At 58.0% G+C, this 17142-nt stretch carries 15 protein-coding genes; 11 read left to right on the top strand and 4 right to left on the bottom strand.

Annotation, left to right across the window (positions count from 1 at the left end; genetic code table 11):
• The first annotated feature begins 59 nt into the window (after positions 1–59).
• The gene (locus tag V8J88_RS18290) at positions 60–392 is read left to right on the top strand and encodes a hypothetical protein (RefSeq protein ID WP_338845668.1); all 333 of its coding nucleotides are present in this window, start codon (positions 60–62) and stop codon (positions 390–392) included.
• A 238-nt stretch (positions 393–630) separates the two neighbouring features.
• Here the strand turns inward: V8J88_RS18290 and V8J88_RS18285 are convergent, their stop codons facing one another.
• Positions 631–906, bottom strand: a complete 276-nt coding sequence (locus V8J88_RS18285) for a hypothetical protein (RefSeq protein ID WP_338845667.1) — start codon at positions 904–906, stop codon at positions 631–633.
• A gap of 214 nt (positions 907–1120) precedes the next feature.
• Positions 1121–4726, bottom strand: coding sequence for a response regulator (locus V8J88_RS18280; protein WP_338845666.1), 3606 nt, complete (start codon positions 4724–4726; stop codon positions 1121–1123).
• A gap of 81 nt (positions 4727–4807) precedes the next feature.
• Between V8J88_RS18280 and V8J88_RS18275 the strand changes: the two genes are divergently transcribed.
• Complete coding sequence (locus V8J88_RS18275) at positions 4808–5176, top strand: hypothetical protein (protein ID WP_338845665.1); 369 nt, start codon at positions 4808–4810, stop codon at positions 5174–5176.
• Here V8J88_RS18275 and V8J88_RS18270 read toward each other — a convergent pair.
• Positions 5126–6310, bottom strand: coding sequence for a DUF484 family protein (locus V8J88_RS18270; protein ID WP_338845664.1), 1185 nt, complete (start codon positions 6308–6310; stop codon positions 5126–5128). The two genes, V8J88_RS18275 and V8J88_RS18270, sit on opposite strands and share 51 nt — an antisense overlap.
• Before the next feature lie 222 nt (positions 6311–6532).
• Here V8J88_RS18270 and V8J88_RS18265 point away from each other — a divergent pair, with 222 nt between their 5' ends.
• The 4 genes from V8J88_RS18265 to V8J88_RS18250 all read left to right on the top strand — a co-directional run bounded on the left by V8J88_RS18265 (position 6533) and on the right by V8J88_RS18250 (position 11745).
• Complete coding sequence (locus V8J88_RS18265; RefSeq protein WP_338845663.1) at positions 6533–8005, top strand: DUF4080 domain-containing protein; 1473 nt, start codon at positions 6533–6535, stop codon at positions 8003–8005.
• Positions 8002–9129: an ABC transporter permease gene (locus V8J88_RS18260; RefSeq protein ID WP_338845662.1), complete on the top strand. Its 1128-nt coding sequence runs from the start codon at positions 8002–8004 to the stop codon at positions 9127–9129. Before V8J88_RS18265 ends, V8J88_RS18260 begins: the two co-directional genes overlap by 4 nt.
• A complete protein-coding gene (locus V8J88_RS18255) occupies positions 9129–9902 on the top strand; it encodes an ATP-binding cassette domain-containing protein (protein ID WP_338845661.1) in 774 nt (257 codons plus the stop codon). Before V8J88_RS18260 ends, V8J88_RS18255 begins: the two co-directional genes overlap by 1 nt.
• Before the next feature lie 73 nt (positions 9903–9975).
• The gene (locus V8J88_RS18250) at positions 9976–11745 is read left to right on the top strand and encodes a CpXC domain-containing protein (protein WP_338845660.1); all 1770 of its coding nucleotides are present in this window, start codon (positions 9976–9978) and stop codon (positions 11743–11745) included.
• Here the strand turns inward: V8J88_RS18250 and V8J88_RS18245 are convergent, their stop codons facing one another.
• Entirely contained in the window at positions 11746–12255 is a 510-nt protein-coding gene (locus tag V8J88_RS18245) for a hypothetical protein (protein ID WP_338845659.1), read from the bottom strand.
• 145 nt (positions 12256–12400) lie between these two features.
• On the opposite strand from V8J88_RS18245, the gene V8J88_RS18240 reads away from it, so the two are divergent.
• From V8J88_RS18240 to V8J88_RS18220, 5 genes are all read left to right on the top strand, one after another.
• On the top strand, positions 12401–13159 hold the full coding sequence (locus V8J88_RS18240) for a transporter substrate-binding domain-containing protein (RefSeq protein ID WP_338845658.1): 759 nt from the start codon (positions 12401–12403) through the stop codon (positions 13157–13159).
• Between the two features lie 113 nt (positions 13160–13272).
• Entirely contained in the window at positions 13273–13938 is a 666-nt protein-coding gene (gene rpe, locus V8J88_RS18235; RefSeq protein ID WP_338845657.1) for a ribulose-phosphate 3-epimerase, read from the top strand.
• Positions 13939–13967: 29 nt separating this feature from the next.
• Positions 13968–14696 carry a phosphoglycolate phosphatase gene (locus tag V8J88_RS18230; protein ID WP_338849921.1) on the top strand — a complete coding sequence of 243 codons (729 nt, stop codon included), beginning with the start codon at positions 13968–13970 and terminating at the stop codon, positions 14694–14696.
• 373 nt (positions 14697–15069) lie between these two features.
• Positions 15070–16566: an anthranilate synthase component I gene (trpE, locus tag V8J88_RS18225; protein WP_338845656.1), complete on the top strand. Its 1497-nt coding sequence runs from the start codon at positions 15070–15072 to the stop codon at positions 16564–16566.
• A 1-nt stretch (position 16567) separates the two neighbouring features.
• Positions 16568–17134 carry an aminodeoxychorismate/anthranilate synthase component II gene (locus V8J88_RS18220; protein ID WP_338845655.1) on the top strand — a complete coding sequence of 189 codons (567 nt, stop codon included), beginning with the start codon at positions 16568–16570 and terminating at the stop codon, positions 17132–17134.
• Positions 17135–17142: the final 8 nt, after the last annotated feature.

Raw genomic sequence — 17142 nt, 5'->3', positions numbered from 1 at the left:
CAGGATTGGCCGGGAATGTTGTTCAGCATAGCGAAAGGCGGCAGTGAATACAAATCGGCATGCTGCGTGTTGTGTATCAGCTTGCTTTTTTGCGATATGCGCCTGCCAGGCCGGCACAAGCCGGGTTTGTTTATTTTTTTATGCGAGAAACAAGCCGCCATGTGGCGGATTCGCACCTGCGCATTTTTCTCAGGCTGCGCAAAACCATTGCGCCGTTGCACGAGCATCGGGAGCGCCTGCATGAATTGGGGAAAATCTGCAAAGACCATGGGCGCTGCTGTATTGCTGCGGCAAGTCGCGCATGCTGCTTTCTGTGCTTGCGGAAGATTGAGGAGAGCAGGGAAGTGGGCAAGGGATATGGGAAGCGGCTGATTTCATTTCTTTTTTCTTGACTTGCGCCTCACTAAGCCTGTGCATGATTCATGCAGCGGACGCGGCGCACAAAGTTTCGGATATTTCCCTCACATGCGCCGTATGCGAAAAGCAAAAAAAAAGCTGCGCCAAACTGCGCGCAGCACAAGCAAGGTCCTGGGAGTATGCTGCGCCGACCGGGGGCAACACTGGATCAAGCAATCGGAAATCAAATTCAATCGTCATTGGCCGTAATGCTCAGGCAGCCTGCGCCCGGCATTAGTCTGCGCGGCCAAGCTCCAGCAGCCAGCGGCCCAGCAGCAGAATTTCCAGATGGCCGCGTTCAAACCCGGCGCCGCAGTCCAGCAGCGGATTGACGCTGTAAAAACGCTTACGGTAGTCGCGCCGCAGGCTGAGGGTGCGGCGGCCAATGCGGCATTGCAGCGGCGGGCGGTTTTGCGCCTGGTTGAAACGGGCATGGATGTCGAGCGGCAAATCTGTCATGGCGATCTCACTGGAATACTGGTCAAGGTTGAACAAGGCCGGCGGAATCATGGGCGCTGTGTTGTGGCCCGCGTCAATGCCGGCGATGCCTCCAGGTACGCAGCGGATCAGTTACGACATTCATGGCTGCGTGCATGGATGCGATAGGGTTTACAGTAGCACATTACTGTATAAATAAACAGCTGTTTTTATCCAGTGTTGTTTTACTGCCAGCATGGCGCCGGCATGCTCCGGGCGGGCTTTGCCGGCTGGGCCGGCGGCCTTGTCAAGTCTGACAGGCGGCCAGCAGCCGGTGTGCGTCCTCGAATTCAAATTGGCGGATATGGTTGGCGACTCTGCCAAGCTGATCGGCGTTAAGCAGGGTTTCCAGGCTGGTTTTGACGTTCTCAAAGAAATACACCGCATCGGCGCGGTCTTCGGCCAGCATGCTTTTGAGCTGGGCCAGATTGGCGTGCGCATTGACGGCGCCTTTGTCGAGCGAGCCGTCGGGGTCGAAATGCGCATCCAGGCCGTCCAGCAATTGCTTGAGCGCATTTTCCATATTCTGCATATGTTGCAGCCACAGCCGGTCTTGCGGGTTTTGCTGGTGGCAGCTGTTCATATACATTTCCAGCGCTTCAGCGCGTTTTTGCAGATTCATTGCGCCGATATTCGCCGCCACGCCGCGTAAGCTGTGGACGCGCCGCACGGCATCTTGTTTCATGCCATTCGCCCAGTCCTGGCGCACTTGCAGGCTGAGTTTGCGTTGCGAGATACGGAAACGCTCCAGCAGCTGGCAGTAAAAACGCGGATCTTGATTGACCCGGCTCAAGCCATCTTCACAATCCAAGCCTTCGATATGCGGCAGGCGCACTTCGGTCTGCGCCGCTGAAGGCGTATGCGCTTGCGGCGCCGGCGCGGCTGCCGCCGGCGGCGTTGTCACGGCAGGGGCAAGCGGCGCGGCGGGCGCAGGCGCTTGCACCGGCGCCGGCATTGGCGCTGCCAGCGGGGTCGCCGGCGCAGAAACCGGGACGGGTGCCGGAGCGGGCGCGGGAGCAGGAGCGCGCACAGGCGCGGCGGCGGGCGCCAGCGCAGAAGCGGGTTGCGCCTGGCTGGGAGTTGCCGCGCTTGCCGGTTTGAGCCAGCGCTTGAGCGTTTCATATAACTGATCCGGATTCACCGGCTTGGTCAGATAGTCCTGCATGCCATCTTCCATTGCGCGCTGGCGGATATCGGCCAGCGCATGCGCGGTCATGGCGATGATGGGAATGTGGGCGAAGCGTTGGTCGCGCCGTATCATGCGCGTGGCTTCATGCCCGTCCATCAGCGGCATTTGCAAATCCATCAAGACCAATTGATACGGTACGTCGGCGCGCAAGACCTTGTCCACCGCTTCCTGTCCATTATTCGCAATATCCGCCTGCACCCCAACGCTGGCCAGCAGTTCGACCGCGATTTGCTGGTTGATGTCATTGTCTTCGGCCAGCAAAACGCGGGCGCCATCGAAAATGCGCTGCGGCGCCTCGACCTTTTTCTCCCGCGGCGGCGGGGCGCTGCGTTGCGCCGGCACTCGGCCGGCGAATAAAGAAACCAGGGTGTCCACCAGCAGCGAACGGCTGATGGGTTTGAACAAAAAGCCGCTGACCCCCACGCTTTCCGCTTCGCGTTGCACATCATCGCGGTCGTAGGATGTGACCAGCACGATTTTCGGTTTGACCGCCAGCAAGTCGTCGCTGCAAATGCGGCGTGTGAGTTCGATGCCGCCGATTTCCGGCATTTGCAAATCTGTCAACACCAGCAGGAAGGGGTCGCGCGCCGCATCTGCCGCGCGCACCGCCAACAGGGCTTCTTTGCCGGTGGCGGCGGCATCCACCCGCACCGGCAGCGCCTGCAGCGCTTCCACCAGGATGGCGCGCGCCAGACGGCTGTCGTCCACCACTAAAATCCTGGCCCCGTTCAAGACCGGCGGCAAGACTTCGGACACTTCGCTTTCCGCCGCCAGCGGCAATTCAATCGAAAAATGGAAGTTCGCCCCTTTGCCCGGTTCGCTCTCGACGGTGATTTTGCCCCCCATCAGGCCCACCAGATGTTGTGAAATCGATAAGCCAAGGCCGGTGCCGCCGTATTTGCGGGTGGTCGAGTCATCCGCCTGGGAAAAGGGTTTGAACAGTTTGGCGCGTTGTTCCGCACTCATGCCGATGCCGGAATCGCGCACGGAAAACATCAGCTTGGCGCGGCCTTGCTTGACGCCTTGCAGCATGCAGGCCAGTTCGACATCGCCGCGCTCGGTGAATTTGATCGCATTATTCACCAGATTGATCAGGATCTGCCCCAGGCGCAAGGGGTCGCCTTGCAAATGGCGCGGCACGCCCTCCGGCAGATGCAGGGAGAATTCCAGCTGTTTCTCAACCGCTTTTTGCCGCGTCACCGCCGCCACGCTGGCGAACACTTCTTCCAGGGCGAACGGGGTTTGCTCCAGATCGACCTTGCCGGCTTCGATCTTGGAAAAATCCAGAATGTCGTTGATGATGCCCAGCAGCGACATGGCGGCGCGGTGGATTTTCGACACATAGTCTTGCTGCTTGTTATTAAGCTCAGTGTTCAGCACCAGATGCGACATGCCGATGATGGCGTTCATCGGGGTGCGGATCTCGTGGCTCATATTGGCCAGGAAATCGGATTTGGCGCGGGTCGATTCTTCAGCTTTCTGGCGCGCCTGCTGTTCGTCATACACTTGATGTTCTATCGTCAGCGAATGCATGCGGGTGGCGTTGGCGTCATTCAGCAACTGGCTTTGCAGGCGGTTGTATTCGACATGGGCGGCAAAGGCTTCGCGCCATTGGCCGAGTTCGGCGTGGCAGTGCGCCAATTCCTGCCAGGCGTGAACCTGGAAAAACAGATCCTGGCACAGTTCAAAATATGGCCGGTCAGCGCTGATGCGCGCAATCGCTTCCTGATAGCGGCCCTGGCTGCGCAGCCAGGCCCCATGCGCCCAGCCCAGATTGAGCAGGGTGTCTTGAAACGCATCGATTTCACCGGCGGCGCGGATGCTGGCCAATTGCTGGTCGCAATACGCGATGTATTGCCCGGCGCGCTCATATTCGCCTTGCTCGCTCAGGATGTAAATTGCCAGCGAATAAGAAAACAGCGAGTTGTAATTATCAAACTGGTGGCCGCGTTCGCTCAACCACTGTTCAGCCTGTTGCTGCGCCTCATCCATGCGGCCCAGCGCGATCAAGGCCAGCAGGGTGTTGCCATTGATATTGTCGATGTAATCGCTGATCTGCAATTGGCGTGATAAGTGCTGCGCTTCGTTCAGTACTTTCAGGCCATGCTCATAATTGCCATAGGTGACGTGGGTGGAGCCCAGGCTGCCCAGCACGCGCGCGCGGCACACCGGATCGTTGAAACGGGTGGCCAGCTCCAGCGCGCTGTATTCCAGGCGCATCATGCTGAGGGTGTCAAAACCGAAAAAGCAGATACTGCAGGGCAGCAGAACATTGAAACGGGTGCGTTCATCAAGCTGATCCAGCACGCTTTCAATCTCTTCGCGGAAAATGGCGCGCCCCAATTCCCCTTGCCCGAGCCGCCAGTGCAGGCGCGCGGTGGCGGCGCGGATCAAACACAAATTGTCGCGGTCGGATTGCACCCGGCATTCTTCCGCCAGTTCTTCCATTTGCGGCAACAAGCCCTGGGTCGGCACGGCAAACGCGGTGCAGGCCAGCGCAACCGTGCGCGCCGAGAGCAATTCGCGCATTTTGCCCTGTTCCCGGCACAGCTCAACAGCGACATCGGCCAGGCGTTGCGCCTGCCGTCTGTCGCGGTGCAAACAAGCCCATGCTTCTGCAATCAGCTTATCTGGCGTTTTGGCTTCCGGAGTTGAAAGTGGCATCGTCGCTTCATTCCTTGCAACAGCAATCGGGCTGGCAACTGATCGGACTTAAAAAATCTACTGCAAAACCAGCAGATTGGATTGTATTTCCGCGCCTTTTTGATCAATAGTTTTTCTATTGATGCTGCAATACCGGCAAAATCAATCCTCGCCCTGCAGATTTTTCGCTACGATTCTCTAACCCCGGCAGGCTGTCAGGCCAAGCTCCCTGTTCAGCATATTTTATCTGTCGGCAATACTGCCTTGCCCGGTGTATTCAGGCATACGCCGCCTGTTGATCATACACCCAAGAGGTTGCATCCGGGCAAGCTTTTCACAACAAACCCTGTTTGGCCCAGCAGCGCCGGTTTTGATTGTAAGCGCAAAGCTGCGCCGCAGCGGCGGATTCAAACCGGCGCGTCACTGAAAACTGACAACCCGGTTGCGCCCGCTCTGCTTGGCTTCATATAAAGCATGGTCAGCCTGGGCCAGCAATTGCATGGACAGCTGTTCCACACTGTCATTTTCATCGTCTATCAAGGTGGCGACCCCGAGCGAGACCGTGACTTGCAGGGAAATGCCGGTGGACAGCACAAAGGGGTTGCGCTCCATGCTGTTGCGGATTCGCTCGGCCACGCTGCGCGCGCTTTCCATATCGGCGTCAACCAGCAAGACCACGAATTCCTCGCCGCCAAAACGGCCCAGCGCATCCGATTGCCGCAGTTCAGCCTTGATGCGCGCAGCCACTTCGCGCAGCACTTCATCGCCGCCCAGATGGCCCACGCTGTCATTCACATGTTTGAAATGGTCGATGTCGATATACATCGCGGAAAAATGGTAGCCGGTGCGGCGTGCCCGCGCCACTTCTTCCAGTAAGCGCCGATCCACATAGCGCCGGTTATAAATGCCGGTCAGGGAATCGGTCAGGCCGATGTATTTGAGCAACTCATTGCTGATCACGTTTTCCAGGCAGATCGCAATGATAGACGCCATGTGTTCAATCGAATCGGTGCCCAATTCGCTGGAAAAGCGCGCCGCATCGGCGCTGCCCAGGTTCAAGCTGCCGATCAGGCTGCGGTTGCGCAGCAAGGGCACGACGGCGACGCTGGCCGGCAGTTCTGCGCCGGGAAATAAATGCGCGTGCAGCGCTTCCTCATAGGCGCCCAGATGCGGCTTGCATGCGCCCTCATGCGCATCGAAAGGCCCCAGGTCCTGCGCGCTTTCGACAAAAATCAAATTCGGGAATTGCTCAAAATCCACCCCCAGGTTTTGCATCACATTGTGAATGTCCGCATCCTGGTCAAGCAGACTCAGGCTGATGTTATCCAGCTTGGAGATTTGCGGCAGGGTTTGCAAAATACTGGTGACCAGCTGAGGGAAGCTGGAAGCGCCGACGATTTCCAGATCAAAGGCTTGATGTTTGCACATCACTTGATGGTTGTATGCCGCCTGTTCCACCAATTCATCTATTTGCTTGAGTAATTGGCGATTTTCCGCATGCAAGCGTTCAATTTCAGATGCCGGAGCGACGGCTTCCGGCGCTGCGTATTCGCGCGCGTCAGCTGCCAGCGTCGCGCCGGCTATGTGCTGCAAGATTTGCGTCATACATTGGCCCCGGTTTAGCCCAGATTATCAGGATTGACTGCGCACTTTGGCGCTCGCGTCGATTGTATACTACAGAGCGCAGGTTTTGCGCCAATCTGCACAGCTGCGCGCGCTAAGCGGCCATGCCCGAGTGCGCCAAGACGTTTGCTGCAGGCTTGCATAAACGCAGCAAGCAATGCGCCTTGCAAGTAAAATACCGGCTGCGACTTTTTCCTGCCTGCCATGACCATTCTGCTGACCACCCTGAACGCCCGCTACGCCCACGCCTCTCTCGGCTTGCGCTGTCTCTATGCAAACATGGCAGAGTTGCAAGAACAAACCCGGATTGTTGAATTTGTCATCGGCGCGCGCGCCGCCGATCTGGTTGAGCGTTTGCTGGCGCATGCGCCGGCCATCATCGGCTTTGGCGTGTATATCTGGAATGTGGAAGAAATCACACATGTGGTGGCGCTGCTGAAACGGATTGCGCCGCACATCAAAATCGTGCTGGGCGGGCCGGAAGTATCGCATGAGACCCAGGAGCAGGAAATCACCCGCCTGGCGGATTACGTCATCACCGGCTGGGGCGACACCGGCTTTGTCGCGCTGTGCCGCCAGATTTTGCATGGCCCGCAACCCTTGATGAAGGTGCACGCCGGGCCGCAGCCGCCATTGGCGGAATTGGCGCTGCCATATGCGTATTACGACGAACGCGATATCCGCGAGCGCACTTTATATGTGGAAGCGTCGCGCGGTTGCCCATTTAAATGTGAATTTTGCCTCTCTGCGCTGGATAAAACCGCCTGGCCGTTTGAGACGGCGCGGTTTCTCGCCGCGCTGGAAGATTTATATCAGCGCGGCGCGCGCCAATTCAAATTTGTTGACCGCACCTTCAATCTGAATATCAAAACCAGCTTGGCGATTTTGCAATTCTTCCTCGATAAGATCGAAGCACACCCGGAAGATCCGCTGTATGCCCATTTTGAGCTGGTGCCCGACCATTTGCCGGACGCCCTGAAAACCGCCATCCTGCGCTTTCCGCCCGGCGCGCTGCAATTTGAAATCGGCATTCAAACCTTTAATCCGCAAGTGCAGGCGCGCATCAGCCGCAAACAGGACAATGACAAAGCCTGCGCCAATCTGGCCTGGCTGGCGGCGCACAGTCAGGCCCATTTGCATGTCGATTTGATTGCCGGACTGCCGGGTGAAGATGTGGCCAGTTTTGCCGCCGGTTTTGATCGTCTGTGGTCTTTGGGCGTGGATGAAATTCAATTCGGCATTTTGAAACGCCTGCGCGGTACGCCCATCATCCGCCATACCGATGAATTCGGCCTGGTGTTTGATCCGCTGCCGCCATATGCGATCCAGGCTACCGGCAGCATCAGTTTTCTGGAAATGCAGGAATTGGTGCGCTTTGCGCGCTATTGGGATTTGGTGGCCAATTCCGGGCGCTTCGCCAACAGCCTGCGCATCTTGCTGGGCGAGTCGCCATTCGCCAATTTCATGCGCTTTTCGCGCTGGCTGTTCGCCAACACCGACGCCACCCACCGCATTGCGCTGGAGCGTCTGGCCGGCCTGGTGTTGCGTTATCTGGAGCAGGAATTGGGCATGCCGCAAAATGAAGCCGCGCTTTTGCTGGGGCGCGATCATGCGCGGCGGCAAGCCCCGGAAGGCAATTCGGGACAGGTGCGTCAGGCGCGCCATCTTGCCGCATGATGCGCGCCAGCCAACTCAAGCAGGCCGGCTGGCAGCTGGAAGGGGGCTGTCTGCGTCTGCATGGGCATTGGCAGGTGGAGTGTCTGGCGCGCGGCAAACAATGGCAAGACCTGCAAACCCGCCTGACGCAGCAGGCGGCCCGGGTGCAAGAATGGGATTTGCGCGGGATTGTCGAGTTTGACCACATCGGCGCGCAACTGCTGTGGCAAGTCTGGGGCCGCCAGCGCCCGCCGCGTTTGCTTCTGGGCGAGGGACAGGAAGCTATTTTCGAGCATCTGCAGCAGGCGGCTGCTCTGCAATTGCCGCCGCAAACCAAGACGGATGATGGGTTTGTGTACAAGCTGGGCGCGCGCGTGCTGGGGTTTTTCCAGCATGTGCTGGGTTTTATCGCCATGGCCGGCCAATTTTCACTGGATTTGCTGCGCTTCTTGCGCGCACCCTGGCGCGGGCCGTGGAAGGAAATTTCCGCCAATGTGTATCGCGCCGGTTTTCAGGCCTTGGGCATTACCGCCCTGGTCGGGATTTTGATCGGCATCGTGCTGTCTTATCTCTCGGCGCAGCAATTGCGCAATTTCGGCGCGGATACGTTTATTGTGAATATGCTGGGCATCGCCATCATCCGCGAATTGGGGCCGATGCTGGCGGCGATTTTGGTGGCGGGCCGTTCCGGCTCGTCGATTGCGGCGCAGCTTGGCGTCATGCGCGTCACCGAAGAGCTGGACGCCATGCTGGTGATGGGGATTCCGCATGGTTTCCGCCTGATTTTGCCCAAGGTGCTGGCCTTGATGATCGCCATGCCGCTGCTGGTGATCTGGACCGATATGGCGGCCCTGGGCGGCGGCATGCTGGCCGCGTATCTGGAGTTAAATATGTCCCCGGAGTTTTTCCTGCAAAAACTGCGTGAATCGGTGCCGCTGTTAAATTACTGGCTGGGGCTGGCCAAGGGCGTGGTGTTCGGCTTTTTGATCGGCCTCACGGCTTGTCATTTCGGCATGCGGATTTTACCGAATACCGATAGCCTGGGGCGCGGCGCCACTTCCTCGGTGGTGACCTCAATTACGATTGTGATTTTTGCGGACGCTATTTTCGCCGTCGCTTTCCGTGGCCTGGGGATTATATTCTGATGCAAACCGCCAAGACTATTTTGCAGATTGAGAATCTGCATACCCGCTTCGGCAGCATGGTGGTGCACCGCGCCCTGAATTTGCAAGTCTTTGAGGGGGAAATTCTGTCGATTGTAGGCGGCTCCGGCTCTGGCAAAACGGTCTTGCTGCGCCATATGCTGGGCTTGGAAAAACCGCAATCCGGCACGGTCAAGGTGTTTGATATTGATTTGCAGCAGGCCAGCCGCGCCCAATTGCAATACATCCGCCAGCAGTGGGGCATGTTGTTTCAACATGGCGCCTTGTATTCCGCGCTGACCGTGTTTGAGAATGTCGCCCTGCCTTTGCGCGAATTGCGCAGCCTGCCGGAGAGCGTGATCCGCGAATTGGTCTTGCTCAAGCTGGACATGGTCGGACTGGGGCCAGAGCATGCCGCCAAGATGCCGGCCAATCTGTCCGGCGGCATGGTCAAGCGGGTGGCGCTGGCGCGCGCGCTGGCCTTGGATCCCAAACTTTTGTTTTTGGATGAGCCGACCGCCGGCCTCGACCCCGACCGCTCGGAATCCTTTGTCAGCCTGATCAAAAATCTGCATCAGCATCTGAACCTGACTGTGGTGATGGTTACGCACGATCTGGATACCTTGTTTGCCTTGTCCGGCCGGATTGCGGTGCTGGCGGATAAGCAGGTGGTCGCCAGCGGCGCGCGCGCAGACATCATCCAGGTCAAACATCCCTTTATCGAACACTTCTTCCTGGGTGAGCGCGGCTTGCGCGCGCAAGAGGGTTTGCTGTAACCCGATGGCCTGGCAGGCAAGCCGGCCTGTTTCCGTTATGCTCGCGTAATCGTTTGCAAACAAGGAGCAAATCATGGCCGTCACCCACCCCCATCGCTTTAGCTGCGCTTGTGGCGCGCAAATGGAAATGCCGTTGGCGCACAGTGTGAACGTGGCGCGCACGCCGGAAGTGCGGCAGCAGATTATCGAAAAGCGCTGGCAGAGCGTGCAATGTCCTTCCTGCCAGGGCGCGTTTGTGGTGGAGCGGCCTTTTTATTACACCGATTTAGCGCGCCACGCGGTGTATCTGGTGCAGCCGCGCAGCCGGCGCTATCGCTACCGCAGCGATTCGCAGCAATTGCAAGAGCAGGCCAAGGCGATTCCCAGCGCACAGCAATTGCCGCGTCAGGCTGAAGCGGGGGCCGCCGATTCCGCCGCGCCCGCCGCGCCGGCGCCGGAATCTTGCAACGGCGGCAGCGATTTGCATTTGCGCGTGCTGTACGGGCTGGGCGAGTTGCGCGAAAAATTGCTGGCGCAAGATGCTGCGCTGGATGACCGCATTTTGGAAATCTGCAAAATTCTGCTGGTGTACGAGCATCCCTTCCTGTTGCAAAAACTGCGCCTGCAAATCTTTTTGGATGGCTTTGACGGCGCGCAATTGCACTTCATCGCGGTGCACCACAATCAGCCTGACAGCTTTCGCGCCAGCTTCCCGCTTGAATTGGCGCGCGGCCTGCACGGGCGGGAAACTGAGTTGCGCGCCTGGCTGGCGCAAACCCATCAGGAATCGCTGTTTTCCAGCCAGGATTGCTGGGTCAATTTCCGCCGCTATTCACGGCGCTATTCGCCACTGGAGCAATTGCAGATACTGTCCGACGCGCAGCAGGCCGGGCAGCCGCCGGATCTGGCTGACCCCAAGCTTGCGCGCATGCTCAAAAAACTGCCGCGCGGCGCGCAATTGCCGGGTTGGGCCAAGCAAAGCTTGCGCAATCTGTTTGAATACGCCAAGGCGCAGGGCGATCAGAAAATCCAGGATTTGATTTTTGAAGTGCGCTTTGGCGCTGAACTGGGCAATGAATGGGGCAAAAATGATGACCCGGATGATATTGACACCATCTGGCAATTGCTGCGCGACTTGCCTTCCACCAATGTCGAGGGCAATACCAGCCTGAACAAAATCAAAGAGGGCAGCGGCGGCGGTGGTTTTTATACGCGCGACGGCACCATAGAAATCGGCGAGGGCAATCGCGGCGATGATGTGCGCTTTGCCGACGTGTTGCGCCATGAAGTCGGGCACGCAGTGCATGCGCAACGCAAGGAATTGGTGAATGCGTGGCTGTTACAGCGTTTTGGCTGGCATTACTGGGAAAACGACGAAGATGGCGTGCGCGCCTGGGTGGATGCGATGGGCGGTATGGCGCACTTGAGTAAGCGCAAACAGAGTGAGGTGGTGAAAATTCTCTTACAGGCGGCAGGCGAGGGCAGCACCTGGCAGCCGGGCGAGCTGGCGCCGATTGCTGACAAACACCCCTGGCGCGCGCCAGACTTTGGCCCGCGTCTGGCGTTTGAACAAAGCGGCGCCTATTGGTATCGCAACCATGCTTGCTGGCATCGCGCCAATGGCCTGGCGTTTTGCATCAATTTCTGGTACCAGCGTTTTATGGTGGTGAAAGCGGAAACGCTGGATCAATTTGTCGCCAATATGCCCAGCAATTATGCGGCGATGTCGCATATGGAGTTTTTCGCCGAATTGTATGCCCTGTATTACGGCCCGGCCAGCGAGGCGCGCGCCGCTTTGCCGCAGGATGTGTGCGACTGGCTGCAGAGCAATATCGGCGCCGCAGGCCCGGCCGGAGAGGAGTGACTATTGCTGCGGCGGGCATTCGGTTCGCACAAAACTGAGTCTGGCGCTGTGCGTGACATAGCGCGGCGGCTTGCCATGCGGTAAGTCCCAGATGCCGGCGGTTTCGACATTTTCCGCGTCCAATTTGCCGGCGCCTGGGCCAAACGCCATGTGGCCCAGCCAATAGCTTTGATGCGGCCATGCGGGCGGGTTTTGATAGCGCAGCGTGATCTGGAACAGAAAATCGCCTTCGTCATGCCACATGCGCAACTGGCCGTTTTGCAGCCGCCATTCCCCGCGCAAATCAGTTTTCTTCGCCGGGCTGGATTTGGGGGCGGATGCTTGTGCTGACTGGCGCAACCAGAGCTTGCCGTTTTTCTGAATACAAAGATGTTCCAGGTAAGTGCGGCCAGAACTTTCCATTTCCAAATGCAAGGCATACCAGGCAGCTTGCAGTTCAGGTTTGGGCTGCGCCGCCCACAGAGCGCTTGGCAGACTGAGTAAGGCCACGGCGAAAGGTTTGCAAGACATGGGACTGGCGGAAAATGGCGATGCGTTAATATAAACCGAAGTGCGCGAATGCGCATGTATCAAATGGATGCGTATGCCGGGATGGGCTTTTGGTCATGTCAGATAGGCTGTTATACTGCTTCATCACGATCTGGCGGGGCTGTTTATGTCTCTTTCCCGTATCACTTTTGCCGCTGTCGGCCTCTTCTGCGCCAGCGCTGCGTTTGCCGGCGCAGACTTGATTTGCTACAGCACTGCGTTTGCGCCCTATGTGATTGAGCAGGACGGCAAAATCAGCGGAATTGATGTTGATGTGGTGGCCGAAGCCGGGCGGCGCGCCGGCATTCATGTGCAATTCCGTCTCTTGCCATGGGTCAGATTGGAAAACGAAGTGCGCAACGGCCCCATGTCTGAGGTGAATTGCGCGTTTGCCTACACCAGCAATCCACAGCGCCAGACTTACATGGATTTCATGCAGGAACCGCTGAAAATCACGCGTTATCAAGTATTTGTGCGCAAAGGCGATTTTGCGCAATGGCGCGGCGTGGCGGATTTGCAGGGCAAGCGGATCGGCTTGCGGCGCGGCTTTGTCGTGCCGGGCGAATTTGAAGCCATGCGCAAAAAGAACAGCTTTGTGGTGGAGGAAGTGGATGACGATGTGAATAATTTCCGCAAACTCAGCCTGGGCCGGATTGATGCGCTGGTGGCGAATGCCGATGTGGGCGCGCTGGTGATGCAGCAATTACAGTTGAGCCAGGTGCATGCCTTATCGCCCGCGCTGGTCGAAACGCCGACCTATCTGGTATTTAATAAAGCCAGCAGAATGCAAGACAAAGCCGCCTTATTGGATCGCAGTTTGCGTAAGATGCAGGAAGAAGGCGTGATGGCGAAAATCCGCGCCAAATATCTGGGCGCAGGCGGCTGAAGGCGTCATGCATGATGCTGAAAAATGCTTTATGGCAACTTTTGCCGGGCAAATCTGCGTCAAATCCCTTACAATGACGGCTTTTCATTCACCGCCCGCCAGCCCCGCCCGCCATGACTCAATACCGTATCGCTCCCAGCATTCTGTCTGCCGATTTCGCCCGTCTGGGCGAGGAAGTGCGCAATGTGATCGCCGCAGGCGCCGATTTGATCCATTTCGATGTGATGGACAACCACTATGTGCCGAATCTGACTGTGGGGCCGCTGGTGTGTCAGGCGATCCGGCCCCATGTCAGCGTGCCGATTGATGTGCATCTGATGGTCAAGCCGGTCGATCGCATCATCCCCGACTTCGCCAAAGCCGGCGCAGACATCATCACATTTCACCCGGAAGGCTCGGAACATATCGACCGCAGCTTGCAATTGATCCGCGATCATGGCTGCAAAGCCGGCCTGGTGTTCAATCCGGCCACCCCGCTGCATTGTCTGGAGCATGTGATGGATAAGCTGGACATCATTTTGCTGATGTCGGTGAATCCGGGCTTCGGCGGCCAGGCATTCATTCCGCACACGCTGGAAAAAGTGAAACAGGTGCGGCGCATGATTGACGCTTCCGGGCGCGACATCATGCTGGAAGTCGATGGCGGCATCAAGGCGGCAAATATTGCGGAAGTGGCGCGCGCCGGGGCGGACACCTTTGTCGCCGGTTCCGCCATCTTCAGCCAGCCGGATTACCACGCCGCGATTGCGCAAATGCGCGCCGAATTGGCCAAAGTGTAAACGGAGCACGCATGTCTGCGCCTTCTGCCATGCACACCTTGTCGCCGCCGCAAATCCACGCCTTGCCGGCGCGCCTCTTGCGCGCCGTGTTGCTGGATTTGGATGGCACCCTGGTCGATACCGCCGGCGATTTTTGTGTGGCGATCAACGCCATGCGCGCCGAATACGGCTTAGGCGCGCTGGCGCAGCATGACATCCTGCGCCATGTCGGCAAGGGCAGCGAACATCTGGTGCAAGGCGTGCTGGCGGCGGATTGGCCGGCTGCGCAAGTTGAGCAAACCTGGCCGCAGGCGCTGCAACGCTATCAATTCCATTACCAAGCCTGCAATGGCGTGCACAGCGCCTTGTATCCTGAAGTGATGGAAGGTTTGCAGGCCCTGCGCGAACTTGGTTTGCGTCTGGCCTGCGTGACCAATAAGCCGCTGGCTTTCGCCAAGCCGCTGCTGCTGCATTTCGGCCTGGCGCCGTATATGGAGCTGGTGTATGGCGGCGATTCCTGGCCGCAAAAAAAGCCGCATCCGCAAGCTTTGCTGCAAGCCTGCGAGGCATTCGGCTTGCATCCTTCCTGCGTGCTGATGGTGGGCGATTCGGAAAACGATGCGCGCGCCGCGCGCGCCGCCGGTTGCCCGGTGTGGCTGCTGCCTTATGGCTATAACCACGGACAGGACGTGCAGGAAACCGATTCTGATGGTATAGTAAATACGCTTTTACAAGCTGCGCAGGCGATTGCCGTGCATCAGCAGCGTTTCCATATTTAATTGTTGCATCCTTTCTCAATCAACCAAATTTGAACATGTTTGCCGCCAAACTCTCCGCATCCCGCAACCATGCCGTTCCCGAGGCTTGGCTGTGGCGTCGCTGGCGTCGCTGTTCTGTTTGCGTTTTCTGATTCCTGTCAGCAGCAGCTGACACGCTGAATCCCCGCCTGCGGGCGGATCACATATTTGTTGCAAGACTGGCTGACGGTTTGCCGTTTTATCGACGCGCATGCCCACAGCACAGCCACAGCGCATACAATCGCGCTAGCGACAGCAGACAAACCATCATCGGCCGCATGCGGCCAACAACATCCACGGCAAGCCTGCTTGCCTTTGATAACTGGCGCCGCTTTGTTGCGGCTGGAGCTCAAGCATGACTGAACTTGAATTCAATTCCCTGGCTGCCCAGGGGTTTAACCGTATCCCCCTGATCGCCGAAGCACTGGCCGATCTGGAAACCCCGCTGTCGCTGTATATGAAGCTGGCGCAGTCGCAAAACCAGGGTAAAAACAGCTTTTTGCTGGAGTCGGTAGTGGGCGGCGAGCGCTTTGGCCGCTATTCCTTCATCGGCCTGCCGGCTTCCACCCTTCTCACCGCACAAGGGCGCAAGGTTGAAATCCGGCGCGATGGCGAGCTGATCGAAGAATTTGACGGCAATCCGCTGGATGTGATTGAGCAAGTGCAAGCCCGCTTCAAAGTCGCCACCCGCCCCGGTTTGCCGCGTTTTTGCGGTGGTTTCGCCGGCTATTTCGGCTATGACGTGGTGCGCAATATTGAGAAAACCCTGGTTTCCTCCTGTCCCAAAGATGATTTGCATCTGCCCGACATCCGCCTCATGCTGACCGAGGAACTGGCCGTGATCGACAATGTCACCGGCAAGCTGTATTTGATTGTGTACGCCGACCCGACCCAGCCGGAAGCCTACACCCGCGCGCGCAACCGCCTGCGCGATTTGCGCGCCCGCCTGCGCCGTGGCATTGATTTCCCGGTCACCAGCGGCTCGGTGCGCACCCCGGAAATCCGCGAATTCGCGAAAGAGGATTATTTAAAAGCGGTGGCCCGTGCGCATGAATACATTCTGGCCGGCGACTTGATGCAAGTGCAAATCGGGCAGCGCATCAAAAAGCCCTTTGTCGATTCGCCGCTGCTTTTGTATCGCGCGTTGCGTTCGCTCAATCCTTCCCCGTATATGTATTTCTACAATTTCGGCGATATGCACATCGTCGGCGCATCGCCGGAAATTCTGGTGCGCAAGGAATTGCTGGACGATGGCGGCGAAAAAGTCACCCTGCGCCCGATCGCCGGCACCCGTGCACGCGGCGCCACGCCTGAGCGCGATGCCGAGCTGGCGCGCGAATTGCTGGCTGACCCCAAGGAAATTGCTGAACATGTGATGCTGATTGATTTGGCGCGCAACGATCTGGGCCGCATTTGCCAGACCGGCACGGTGCAAGTGACAGATCAAATGGTGATCGAAAAATATTCCCATGTGCAGCACATCGTTTCGAATGTGGAAGGGCGCTTGTGCGAAGGCATGAGCAATATGGACGTGTTGCGCGCCACCTTCCCGGCAGGCACCCTGACCGGGGCGCCGAAAGTGCGGGCGATGGAAGTCATCGACGAATTGGAAATCAGCAAACGCGGCGTATATGGCGGCGCCTGCGGCTATTTGAGTTTTTCCGGCGCCATGGATTTGGCGATTGCAATCCGCACCGGCGTGATCAAAGACGGCATGTTGTATGTGCAGGCTGCAGCCGGCGTGGTGGCGGACTCAGTGTTTGAGCTGGAGTGGAAAGAAACCGAAAACAAGGCGCGCGCTGTTTTGCGTGCGGCAGAGCAGGTGCAAGACGGCCTGGATGGGGAGATCTGAAATGCTTTTGATGATAGACAACTACGACAGCTTTACCTACAACCTGGTGCAGTATTTTGGCGAACTGGGCATGGAGGTGCGCACCTTCCGCAATGATGAAATCACGCTTGAGCAAGTGCGCCAGCTGAGGCCCACACATATTTGCATTTCCCCCGGGCCGAAAGCGCCGGCGGACGCCGGCATTTCTGTCCCCCTGCTCAAAGAATTCGCCGGCCAATTGCCGATTCTGGGCGTCTGTCTGGGACATCAGGCAATCGGCGAAGCCTTTGGCGGGCGCGTGATCCGTGCGCAGCAAGTGATGCACGGCAAAACCAGTCCGATTGCGCATACCGGCGTCGGCGTATTTCATGGCTTGCCATCGCCCTTTGTGGTGACGCGTTACCACTCGCTGGCGATTGAACGCGACAGCCTGCCGGATTGTCTGGAAATCACAGCCTGGACCGATGATGGCGAAATCATGGGCGTGCGTCATAAGAGCTTGCCGCTGCAAGGGGTGCAATTCCATCCGGAATCCATCCTGTCAGAACATGGCCATGCGCTGTTGCGCAATTTCCTGGAACAGAAATAAGGAGTGAC

It is taken from the genome of Massilia sp. W12 (genome assembly GCF_037300705.1).
In the GTDB taxonomy this organism is placed as follows: Bacteria; Pseudomonadota; Gammaproteobacteria; order Burkholderiales; family Burkholderiaceae_D; genus JACPVY01.
This window is presented reverse-complemented; position numbering and strand designations above follow the sequence as displayed.